This is a genomic window from Deltaproteobacteria bacterium CG11_big_fil_rev_8_21_14_0_20_49_13 (assembly GCA_002796305.1).
Lineage (GTDB): Bacteria > UBA10199 > UBA10199.
Window position 1 is genome coordinate 1 of sequence record PCWZ01000071.1, and the last position, 11,254, is coordinate 11,254.

General features: G+C 48.5%; 12 protein-coding genes. 6 read left to right on the forward strand and 6 right to left on the reverse strand.

Going from position 1 to position 11,254, the window contains the following annotated elements; translation table 11 throughout:
* The first annotated feature begins 302 nt into the window (after positions 1–302).
* On the forward strand, positions 303–674 hold the full coding sequence (locus COV46_06770) for a two-component system response regulator (GenBank protein ID PIR16812.1): 372 nt from the start codon (positions 303–305) through the stop codon (positions 672–674).
* Positions 671–1,474, forward strand: coding sequence for an undecaprenyl-diphosphatase (locus COV46_06775; GenBank protein PIR16813.1), 804 nt, complete (start codon positions 671–673; stop codon positions 1,472–1,474). Before COV46_06770 ends, COV46_06775 begins: the two co-directional genes overlap by 4 nt.
* 94 nt (positions 1,475–1,568) lie before the next feature.
* Here COV46_06775 and COV46_06780 read toward each other — a convergent pair whose 3' ends face one another.
* The 3 genes from COV46_06780 to COV46_06790 form a co-directional block, all read right to left on the reverse strand.
* The gene (locus COV46_06780) at positions 1,569–2,393 is read right to left on the reverse strand and encodes a hypothetical protein (GenBank protein ID PIR16814.1); all 825 of its coding nucleotides are present in this window, start codon (positions 2,391–2,393) and stop codon (positions 1,569–1,571) included.
* Positions 2,394–2,529: 136 nt separating this feature from the next.
* Positions 2,530–3,189, reverse strand: coding sequence for a hypothetical protein (locus tag COV46_06785; protein PIR16815.1), 660 nt, complete (start codon positions 3,187–3,189; stop codon positions 2,530–2,532).
* Positions 3,190–3,536: 347 nt separating this feature from the next.
* Positions 3,537–4,658, reverse strand: coding sequence for a hypothetical protein (locus COV46_06790; protein ID PIR16816.1), 1,122 nt, complete (start codon positions 4,656–4,658; stop codon positions 3,537–3,539).
* A 98-nt stretch (positions 4,659–4,756) separates the two neighbouring features.
* Here COV46_06790 and COV46_06795 point away from each other — a divergent pair, with 98 nt between their 5' ends.
* The 4 genes from COV46_06795 (at position 4,757) to COV46_06810 (ending at position 9,092) form a co-directional block, all read left to right on the forward strand.
* Positions 4,757–5,152: a hypothetical protein gene (locus COV46_06795; GenBank protein ID PIR16817.1), complete on the forward strand. Its 396-nt coding sequence runs from the start codon at positions 4,757–4,759 to the stop codon at positions 5,150–5,152.
* A gap of 56 nt (positions 5,153–5,208) precedes the next feature.
* Positions 5,209–7,404 (forward strand): aldehyde oxidase, encoded by a 2,196-nt coding sequence (locus tag COV46_06800; GenBank protein ID PIR16818.1) that lies wholly within the window; start codon positions 5,209–5,211, stop codon positions 7,402–7,404.
* Between the two features lie 111 nt (positions 7,405–7,515).
* On the forward strand, positions 7,516–7,965 hold the full coding sequence (locus COV46_06805; protein PIR16819.1) for a (2Fe-2S)-binding protein: 450 nt from the start codon (positions 7,516–7,518) through the stop codon (positions 7,963–7,965).
* A gap of 233 nt (positions 7,966–8,198) precedes the next feature.
* The gene (locus COV46_06810) at positions 8,199–9,092 is read left to right on the forward strand and encodes a hypothetical protein (GenBank protein PIR16820.1); all 894 of its coding nucleotides are present in this window, start codon (positions 8,199–8,201) and stop codon (positions 9,090–9,092) included.
* Here the strand turns inward: COV46_06810 and COV46_06815 are convergent.
* From COV46_06815 to COV46_06825, 3 genes are read right to left on the reverse strand one after another with little or no spacing between them, the layout of a single operon-like run.
* Positions 9,073–9,738, reverse strand: coding sequence for a hypothetical protein (locus COV46_06815; GenBank protein ID PIR16821.1), 666 nt, complete (start codon positions 9,736–9,738; stop codon positions 9,073–9,075). The genes COV46_06810 and COV46_06815 overlap by 20 nt on opposite strands.
* A gap of 60 nt (positions 9,739–9,798) precedes the next feature.
* Positions 9,799–10,542: a xanthine dehydrogenase accessory protein XdhC gene (gene xdhC / locus COV46_06820; GenBank protein ID PIR16822.1), complete on the reverse strand. Its 744-nt coding sequence runs from the start codon at positions 10,540–10,542 to the stop codon at positions 9,799–9,801.
* 42 nt (positions 10,543–10,584) lie between these two features.
* A complete protein-coding gene (locus tag COV46_06825) occupies positions 10,585–11,076 on the reverse strand; it encodes a xanthine dehydrogenase (GenBank protein ID PIR16823.1) in 492 nt (163 codons plus the stop codon).
* Positions 11,077–11,254 lie beyond the last annotated feature (178 nt).

The window sequence follows — 11,254 nt, forward strand, 5'->3', positions numbered from 1 at the left end:
AGCGTCCAGCGACGAAGCAATCTCCATAAATCAAGTGTTTATGGGGGATTGCCGCGCCCCTTCGGGGCTCGCAATGACAGCGTGAGTAGTTTATAGAAGTGCCCTGAAGGTATTATGGAAAGAAAAGTGAACACGAAGAACAAATATGTCATCCCCGCGAAAGCGGGAATCCAGCCATGGGTCGGCGATATAATGGAAAAGCTCCTCCGGAGCGTGGGAGAACTTTTGGGAAAATGATAAATTGTGCCATTCTGCGGGATCCTTCGTTTCACTCAGGATGACATTCAACTGAAGGAGGAGATATGGGAGACAAAAAGAAAGTTCTTGTGGTGGATGACGAGTCGGACCTTATAGAGGCGCTTAGGTACAGGATAGAGGCCTCCGATATGGATATCTGCACCGCCAAGGACGGCCTTGAGGGGATAGAGCTGGCCAAGGTGGAGAAGCCGGACCTTATCCTGCTCGATATTATGATGCCGCGTATGGACGGGTATCAGGCCTGCAGGCTCATGAAGAACGATAAGGACATTAAAGATATCCCTATCGTGTTCTTAAGCGCCAAGGGGCAGGATATTGACAAGAAAAAGGGGATAGAGGCCGGCGGCGACGGCTTCATAGTGAAGCCTTTTGAGGGAAAGACCCTTGTTGAGACGATAAGGGGGTATTTCAAATGATAACTATATTTCAAGCGGTACTTCTCGGCGCCTTGCAGGGGATAACGGAGTTTCTCCCAGTCTCAAGTTCAGGTCACCTTGTTCTTGTTCAGCAGATATTCGGCTGGAAGGCGGAGAACGGCATTATATTGGCGTTCGATGTCGCCCTTCATGTCGGGACTCTGTGCGCCGTTCTTGTGGTATTCAGAAGAGATATAATAGATGTCCTTATGGGCAGGGCGTGGCGGTTATTTTGGCTTGTGGTCTTGGCGACCATCCCTGCAGTGGTAATGGGTTTCGGATTCAAAAATTCTATCGAGGCGATGTTTTCATCCGTTGCTGTTGTTGGATATGCGTGGCTCTTTACCGGCACGTTCCTCTGGTGCACGAAGTATATAAGACCTTCTGTCATCCTGAGCGGTAGCGAAGGATCCCCCGCGTTCGGTTCTATATCCTGGCTCAGGTCATTGCTCATCGGCTGTGCCCAGGCCGTTGCGATAATCCCCGGAGTTTCCCGTTCGGGTTCCACGATGTCGATGGGAATGTTCCTAAAGCTCGACGGCAAAATGGCCGCCAGATTCTCTTTTCTGATGGCGATACCGGCAATTCTTGGAGGAGCGGTCCTTGATGCCAAGGATGTCATAGCGTTCCCAAGGGAAGGGTTGCCGCAGATTATCATCGGAACAGTGGTATCTTTTGCAGTTGCCTATCTTTCCATCAAATGGCTTCTTTCTATAATTCAGAAAGGCAAGTTTCACTGGTTCGGAGTCTATTGCTGGCTCCTCGGCGCAGGGACGCTTGTTTATCTCTACGCTCGCTGATCTTCCCGCCCAACTTGACATAAAGTCCGCCGACTGTAAGATCATGTGTCAACAGATTTGTCTGATTGTAAGATTAGGTCGGAATTAGTACAGATCACAGACCCTTCAGAATATCCTGCTTTTTCTTTTTGTATTCCTTGTCGGTTATAAGACCGTCGGCTTTGAGCTCTTCGAGCTCCTTTAGGCGATCTCTTACTGTCACCGGTTTTGCAGGGGCCTGGATCTGAGTCTTAGCTTTTTCGGCTCCATTTTTACCCGTCTTTGAGGTCTCGGCAGGTGTCTGTTCACCGGTGGTTTCTGCATCGGCTATGCCCGTTGCGGGCTTGGTGAAGTCGTGGGCAAGATCCACTATTATCTCGTCCCTTGTGTTCCCGTAATCTATTCCGTCCCTCAGCTCGAGAGAGACCCGGAGTCCTCTTGATTTGGAGATAAGCCTACTGTCATCGCCACGCTTGTCGTAATCGCCGGTCATGAGGGCGCAGAGCTTTTCAAATACTATATGAAGCCTGTTATCGCTCGCCCACATCCTTGCGATCGTTATCCTGTCGTTCCTGATGATAAAGACAGGGTTCTTTGAAAGATATGAAAAGGATATAACATCCCTGTCGGTGACCATGTTCAGCGCCTCGACCAGCTTCGGGGCGAGAAAATTAACGGCCTGTTCGTCAAAAACGTCCTGAGTCTCGGCCTCTTTCTTAATGAGAAATGTGCGTGATAATTTGATATTATTAAGGATACCGCGCATCTGCTCTTCCGACATTGTTACAGGCTGAGTGAGAGCAAGTTCCTTGGCCACCTTCTCCTTCACGCTCTCGAATTTCACAAAGTTCATGCGCCTGTTGGTGTAGATATAGGTGGTTTTGGCGAATGCGCTAGAAGATATAGCCAGAGCCAGCAATAACATTACGATCTTTTTCATGACTTCTCCTGATCCTGCCGTATATGGTGTTTTAACTTTTGGTTGGGAGCATTTTTGTTAAAAACCATAAGTACTTCTAGCTTTTTATTTCGCACTTCGTACGAATAAAAAGTTGAAATACTATATACGGGCCGTTTTATTTTCCTTTTCTCGCTTTAAGTGCTTTCAATTCTTCCAGCGCCTGCCTGGTTATATCTTCTTCGGGCGGCATTTCGGTATCGATGCCCGACTGGGCGAACTCCTTGCTTATCTCGTAAGAAACGCCGTTCTGACGTTTGCCTGCGGCGGGCTCAACAAAAAGGTCCTCTTTCATCTCCTTCTTTGCGGCGACAACGAGCTTCATTTCATCTTTTGCATCTTTTGAAACGGCCTTTGGGGTTATCTTTTTGTTGGCGATCTTTTTGGGAGCTTCCTTCGCGGGTTGCACGGTATCTACAAGCGGCTTCTCCTCGATGACCGTGTCTTTCGCGAACGTTTGTGCGGAGTCCTCTCCCGCCACCTCGATATAGTTCTTAACGCCCGTCACTCCCTGCACATCCATTGCCACCAGTTCGGCCCTGGCCTTTTCCTCGATATTTTTTACATGGCCTACCATCGTAACAACGCCACGCCATGTCTGAACGTCAATATTGCTGGAGCTGACATCGTTGTCGCGCGCGAGTTTCCACTTAACCCTTGAAGTTGTCATTGAATCGCGCCACTGTTCCTTAAAAGAGCGGCTGGTCGTGGTAGCCGAACAGGAAAGGATCGATAGAGATACCGTAACAAGCAAAAAAATCTTTAAATATCGCTTCATACTATTGTCCTCCAGAATCTTCTTGTTGAATTCTCTCACCGCGGGACAATTTACATTATATTAACCGCAATTGTCAAACATTATACGTTATAAACATGGTGAGCTCCCCAAAAAGGCGTCGGACGCCTTTCAAGATTATAATAGGAAAAAGGACTAGATACTGCGGGGGTTATAATATCCTTTTGAACGCCTCGGATGTAGGCGGTTTGGGGATGATACCTATTGCTCCGGCGTCCGTAACTTCTTTGATAGTTGCCAACTTTTTTATGAAAAGATTTTCTGTTCCAAAATCGGGACGAAGAGTGTTCGCTTTTCCGAATCGCGTGTCTGGAAATGCGAACACAAAATTATGGTATTTCCAGATGTTTGGGATAATAACCGAGCACTTCACAACCGGTCTTTGTGACATAGACGAGGTCTTCGATTCTAACTCCTCCAATTTTTTTGTAGTAAAGGCCAGGTTCGACACTTGTGGTAAATCCTGATTTTAGGATACAATCTTTGGTTCCAATGGAAGGTGGATATTCATGCAATTCAAGTCCTATGCCGTGACCCGTGGAATGAATGAAACCTTGCTGGCGACCATCCATTTCGCCGGTTTTATACCCTTTTAAATCGAAACATTCAACTATTTTTTCGTGGATTGATCTACCATTTATTCCAGCACGTATCATGCCAATGGCCATTTCCTGTGCATATTTTACAACTGCATACATTCTTTTGAGTGCAATAGGAGCCGTTCCCTTGCAGAATGTGCGTGTTGCATCACCATAGAACAGTGTCTTGCTGGACATCGGAAATATGTCTACTATTATTGCTTGACCCTGTTTAATTGGGCCACTTCCTTCATCATGAGGATCTATGGCATGTTTTCCACATGCCACAATAATAGCATTTTTCATCTCAAGACCCAGTTGAATGGCCTCGATTTGTAATATTTCTTTAAGCAGTTCGGAAGTTAGCGTTTTACCTTTAAAATATAACCCGCCATTTTTCACTTTAGATTGTCGAATGACGTTTTCTGAAAGGGCCATTAATTTGAATACTTTCTTTTGTGCCTCAAGTATCGCCTTTTTTTCCAGAGGCTTTTTTTGTACACGATCAGGATAGAATGGACTAGGACCTATAGTCATCTTGTATTTTTTTGTCTTAAAAGCATTTGCCACGGCTAAAGGAAAGTTATATGGGACCTCAAGGTTTTTAATGCCAAGTTTTTTGAATATTACATCCATAATTGCGATAACATTCCCTTTTCTGATCTCAAAGTCCTTATCGTAATCGGAGGCCAGTAAAACCTTATCAGCGATAGATTGTTTTTTTGCGCGATCTATCTCAAGTGCATCTAGCACTAAATGCTTTTTGCCCTTGAATTCAAAAAAAGCAACGGGGTCGTGTGCAAGAAACCTGGTTGCATAATAAAGATCGATATTTTTTAACGGGCTATCATAAATAAACCTGGCTGTCGTCATGGTTTTGCCTCCATCTTATGCCCGCCGAAGCTCATTAAGAGCGTAGACGGACTTGTTAGTTGGGCATATTCTGTATTTCGTGTATATACTTATCGGCGATGTCATTGTCTAACAAAAAGTTTGTATTCGTGCTTATTTTTCTGGTGGCGCTTGCGGCCTGCGGAAAGAAGCCGGCAAGGCACGCCGGGCACAAACATTATAACGAGGTCGGTGAAGCCTCGTGGTATGGCTGGAGGATGAAGGGGATGAAGACCGCCAACGGCGAGAGGTATGATCCCAAACAAATGACGGCAGCGCATAGAACCCTTCCTTTCAACACGATGGTCAAGGTTACGAACCTTGACAACGGCAGGTCATGCAAAGTTCGAATAAACGACCGCGGCCCCGCAAAATGGACCCACAGGGTCATCGACCTTTCGCTGGCCGCCGCCAAAAAGCTCGACTATGTCAAAAAAGGCGTTGCAAAGGTGAGGGTAGAGGCTGTCGGGCGATAACCATTTTGTAAAAAATATATTGCGCGCAGGAAGGCTAAGGCTGTAAAGTGGCGTGCATGCCAAATGTCGTTGGAAAGAGCCTTCCAAGATTCGATGCCTTTGAAAAGGTTACGGGTAAGGCGCGGTATATAGATGATATCTGTTACCCCGATCTTTTATTCGGCATTGTTGTAAGGGCAACCATTCCTCGAGGGCGCGTCAGAACTATCACACTTGATCCTTCATTCGACTGGTCAAAGGTGACCATCGCCGATCATAACGACATCCCTGGAAAGAATATCGTTACCCTTATCAAGGACGACCAGCAGTTCCTTGTGGAAGATGTCGTCAATCACGCCGGTGAGGCCGTTCTTCTTATCGCCGCCGAAACAAAAGAACTTGCCGAAGAGGCCAGGAAATACGTAAAGGTCCAATACGAAGAATTCCCTGCGGTCTTCACAATAGAAGAGGCGCGTTCCAAAAAGGCTATCATATATAACGATAATAACGAGATCTGCAGATACAATGTGGAGAAGGGCGATCTTGATGGCGCCCTTGAAAAGGCCGATCATGTGATAGAAGGCGAATACAGAACGGGCTACCATGAACATGCCTATCTAGAGCCGCAAGGAATGGTCGCTATCCCCAGAAAAGATGGCGGTTTTACACTTCAGGGTTCGCTTCAGTGTCCATATTATGTGTTGAAGGCGATGAAGACGCTTTTGGGCGTTGATGCCGACAAGGTAAATGTGAGGCAGGCGCTTATGGGCGGCGCATTTGGAGGCAAGGAAGATTATCCTTCTCTCCTTGCAGGCTACTGCGTTCTTCTCGCAAAGAAGTCGGGCCGCCCCGTTAAGATGGTCTACGACCGGAATGAAGATATACTCTATACCACAAAGAGGCATCCATCGATAGTCAGACACAAGACCGCAGTTAAAAAAGACGGAACACTTTTAGGAATGGAGATCGATGTCGCCTTTGACGGCGGGGCCTACACGACCCTTTCACCGGTGGTGCTTGCGCGCGGGCTTTTGCATGCGTGGGGTCCTTATCGTTGCCCAAGTGTCCGAGCGACCGCGGTCTGTTATGCCACCAACACGGTTTCTACCGGTGCGTTCCGAGGATTCGGGGCACCGCAGACGCTTTTCGCGATAGAATCACATATGGATGTTATTGCGGAAAGACTTAAGATGTCCCCGCTGGAGATACGAAGGAAGAATTGCCTTAAGGTGGGCGATGAAACAGCGACCGGCCAGATATTGAAAGAGAGCGTCGGAGCAATGGAATGCCTAGAAAAGGCCGCGGCCTCGAGCAAGTTTAAAGAAAAATTTTGCCAGCAAAGCCAGCAAGGCAAGAAAGGCCAGCAAAGAAAGGGTGTTGGCATCTCCCTCTTCATGCACGGCGCCGGGTTTACAGGTGGCGGCGAGGCCATCATGAAAAGTAAGGCGGCCATAAGGCTCGAGAAGAACGGAAATGTAACGATACTTACCGGTTGCACCGATATGGGACAGGGGTCTCACTCGGTACTTCCGCAGATCGTTGCCGATGGCCTTGGCCTGCCTGTTGCGAACGTCAGATGTGAAGCGCCGGACACGGCCATCGTCCCCGATTCCGGCCCGACCGTTGCCTCGCGCACGACAATGGTCATCGGAAAGGTGCTCTTGTGGTGCTGTGAGGAGTTGAAGAAGCGCATCAGCGTATCAGCGCATAGGCGCATTAGCGCGAAAGATTATATAAAAAAGAACGCCGGTGCCATCATCGAAAAACATTATGAACTGCCGTCGGGCATAAAGTGGGACCATGAAAAGTTTCATGGCGACGCCTATCCGACCTTTGCGTGGGGGTGTAATGTTGCAGAGGTGAGCGTCGACGCCGAAACGATGGAGGTTACGGTAGATAAGATGCACATTGTTTATGACGTGGGAAAGGCCATAAATCCGCAGTCGGTCGAGGGGCAGCTTGAGGGCGGCACCCTGCAGGCTATGGGCTACGCGGTTCTGGAGGAGATGAAATATGATAAGGGTCTGCCGCTAAATAACCGCTTTCAGACATATATCATTCCGACAGCGAAAGATGCGCCGGAGTTCAAAACGATGATCGTAGAAGATAATTTCTCGTGGGGGCCTTTCGGCGCAAAGGGCCTTGGTGAACTTCCGTTGGACGGCGGTGCGCCGGCTATTGCCAATGCGATATATAATGCGTGCGGAGTGAGAATGACCGACCTGCCGATAACGGCGGAGAAGATCATTAAGGCAATGGCAAATGTAAAATGACCAATGATAAATGAATGATAAATGACAAATTTAAAATGCTCAGCTTCACATTTTGTCATTACTAGTTTGTAATTCATTTTTCATTTATAATTGGTCATTTGACATTATTCTATGCAGATAACGATAAATAACAAAGAGTACGAGATACGAGATACGAGATACGAGACACGTCTGATCGACCTTCTCCGCAACGACCTTAAGCTCACCGGCACAAAAGAGGGGTGCGGTGAAGGGGAGTGCGGCGCATGTTCGGTTACCTTGAACGGCAGGCTTGTAAATTCCTGCCTGATACTTGTCGGCCAATTGAGTGATGGAGACGGGATACTGACGATAGAAGGTGTCGAAAATGTCCCACTGGGAAAAAAGTTGCAGAAGTCTTTCGTTAAGCACGGTGCCGTGCAGTGCGGATTTTGCATCCCGGGGATGGTCATGGCGGGGTTCGCGCTTCTCAAAAAGAATAAGAAGCCCAGCCGCAAGGAGATAGTAGAAGGTATTTCCGGCAACCTCTGCAGATGCACGGGGTATAAAAAAATTATAGAGGCGATAGAGAGCGTCAAATGATTCCCCTCCTTTGTAAGGAGGGGATGGGGGAGGTAGACAACTACCCCGTCTAGACTCCCCTTACAAAGGGGAGGAATGAAAAATATTATGGGCACCTCTATAAACTACTCACTCTGTCATTGCGAGCCCCGAAGGGGCGCGGCAATCCCCCATAAACACTTGATTTATGGAGATTGCTTCGTCGCTGGACGCTCCTCGCAATGACATAACAATGGGTTTATAGAGGTGCCCTTATGCAATTCATCTCACCAAATAGTTTAAAAGAGGCTCTCAAACTGTTCTCAAAGACCGGCTATCCTATCCTTGCCGGCGGTACGGACATTGTCTCCCAGTGGAAGGTCTTGGGTAAATCCCCTGATGGTGTCATTAATATCTGGGGTATCAAGGAGCTTGGCGGCATAAAAGAGGCCAACTGTTCGGTGGAGATCGGTGCGCTTGCGACTCACGCCGAGATCTACGAAAATAAGGCGGTCCTGAAATGCATTCCGGCGCTTGCAGAGGCCTGCCGGACCGTTGGTGCCGCGCAGATACAGAACAGAGGCACAATAGGCGGCAATGTAATGAACGCATCGCCTGCGGGAGACACACTCCCTGTGCTCATCGCCTACGAAACAGAGGTGGAGCTTGCGAGCGTTCGCGGTGCCCGGCTGGTCGCATTCAACGAGTTCTATAAAGGCTACCGCAAGACAGCCGCCGCGAGCGATGAGATATTAACGAAGTTCATTATAAAAAAGGGGATAAAGGGGGAACGCGCGAGTTTTGTTAAGATAGGCACCAGAAAGGCGCAGGCGATATCTAAGATATGCGCCTGTTTTCGTCATTATTCTTCGAGCGAGTCCGCTTCCAGCAGACGAGTCGAGACGCAATGTGTTGGTTCTCGACTTCGCCCGAACAATAACGCTGGCGATTTTATCATAGCTTACGGGAGCGTTGCCCCAACGCCCATTAGGTGCCCAAAGACAGAGCTGTTACTTTCCGGAAAAAAGCTGACCCGTGACCTGATAGACAAGGCCGTAAAAATGGCGAGAGAAGAGACGGCACCTATAAATGACATCCGTTCCACAAAGGATTATCGTGTCCATGTTGCGGGAACTATCCTGAAGAGATTTATTTCAGACCTGAAATAAAATTCACGTTATTCAGTATCGCCTTGGAAGTTGTTCTAACAAGAGCTATCTTGGTTTCCAATCCCAAAATTCTATCGAGCCTTCCTGCCTTGGAAGATGTCCGAAGGACCTTCTTGATAAGATGCGGTGAAAGCCAGATGGGATGGCCTTTCTCGCGCGATCGCGCAATCATGCTATCGCGCGCTCGCAGAGCGGTTGGGATGACAGCGCTATATTTGGGTGAAGCGTGGTGCAGGATCTTTTTGATGACGCTTGCCGGAACGAATGGGACGTCGACGGGGAGGATTATCGCGCCGCCGGAAATATTTTTAAGGGCGCGGAGGCCGCATTTAATAGATGAGAACTGGCCCAGACGCCATCTGCGGTTGGTGACGGTCATTGCGAGTCCGCCCTTGGCGGACGTGGCGATCTCCCTTACACAATTGTGTTCTGGAGATTGCTTTGCCCGCCCCGTAGCGCGGGGCAAGCTTGCAATGACATGTGCGTTTGCCCCAAGCACCACGAATATGGGCGAGCACCCCGCCTTTTTTAGACGCGATATCTGATCTTCAAGAAGGGTGTGATCTTCAACCTTGATGAGCGCCTTGGGAAAGCCCATTCGTTTTGAGGCGCCTGCCGAAAGAATTATAGCGGGGATGTTTTTCATAAGAATGTCATTGCGAGGGACGCGAAGCGGTACGAAGCAAACCCCCGCGAGTCAAAATATTTACGGGAGATTGCCACGCCCTTCGGGCTCGCAATGACAGAAAGAAATCAGCTCTGCAACTATACTCACCGCTATCTCAAAAGGTGTTTCACTGCCGATGTCAAGGCCGATGGGCGTTCTTACGCGCGCGAGCTGTTCATCGGTGGAACCCTTCGCTTTGTAACGCGCCTTGAACTTCTCCCATTTTGTCCTTGAGCCTATCATGCCAAGATATTTGAAAAGCTTGTCAAGGCAGTAGGCCACTATCTCTTCATCGTGCTTGTGCTGATGGGTGAGGACTATCAAATAGAGGTCACTTGTAAATTCGATCCCTTTCAGGGCGTCGCAGGGAAGTTCGTTCACCTTTTCGTCGACGATCTGAAATGCCGGGTTCTCGAGTCGTTCGCTTCGTTCATCTACGAGGGTAATGCCAAATCCAAGCTTCTTGAGAAGAGGGGAGAGCTCTGCGGCAACATGACCGGCGCCAAATATTACCACGCGTTTCGGTTCTTTATATGCTTCGAAGAAAAGTTCCGTCTCGCCGCCGCAGCACTGGCCGAGCATTGGTCCCAAGGGATAGCGTTTGGTAACGGGCTCGCCTCTTTCAAGGATTTCGAGAGCGTCTTTTATTGCCTGATGTTCGAGTGCGCCGCCGCCTATCGTTCCGGCTATGCTCCCGTCGGAGTTAACGATCATCTTGCTACCTGCGTGGCGCGGCGTGCTTCCGGAAGTCTTGGTAACTGTTATTAGAACGAAACCTTTCATAATTATGTCATCCTGAGGGCAAAGCCCGAAGGATCCAATATATCATGACGCGGCGGGGGTTCTTCGCCCTCGACAACGCATCTTCTTTGCCGCCAGTTCCACCGCCTCGAATATCTGCTGGTAGCCTGTGCAGCGGCACAAGTTCCCCTGCAGGGCCTTCTTTATCTCTTCGCGGGAGGGTTTCGGGCTCTTGTCAAGAAGGGCCTTTGTGGCCAACACCATTCCGGGAGTACAGAATCCGCATTGAATAGCATCTGCCTTTATAAATGCCTCCTGAATAGGGTGGAGCTCGTTGCCTTCCGCAAGGCCTTCTATAGTTAGAATGGAATCTTCCTCTTTGAGCTGTTTAAGCCTCAGCTTGCAGGCGCGTTTTATCTGACCGTTAACGAGCACCGTACAGGTTCCGCAAAGTCCTATGTCGCATCCACGTTTGGTGCCGGTGAGCTTGAGCTCGTTGCGGAGGAGGTCGATCAGACGTATCTCGTCTTTCGTATCTCGTATCTCGTACTCTTTGTTATTTATCGTTATCCGCATAGAATAATGTCAAATGACCAATTATAAATGAAAAATGAATTACAAATTAGTAATGACAAAATGTGAAGCTGAGCATTTTAAATTTGGGCACCTCTAAAAACCCATTGGCGTGTCATTGCGAGGGAGCGTAGTGACCGAAGCAATCTCCATAAATCAAGTGGTTGCTTAGAGATTGCCG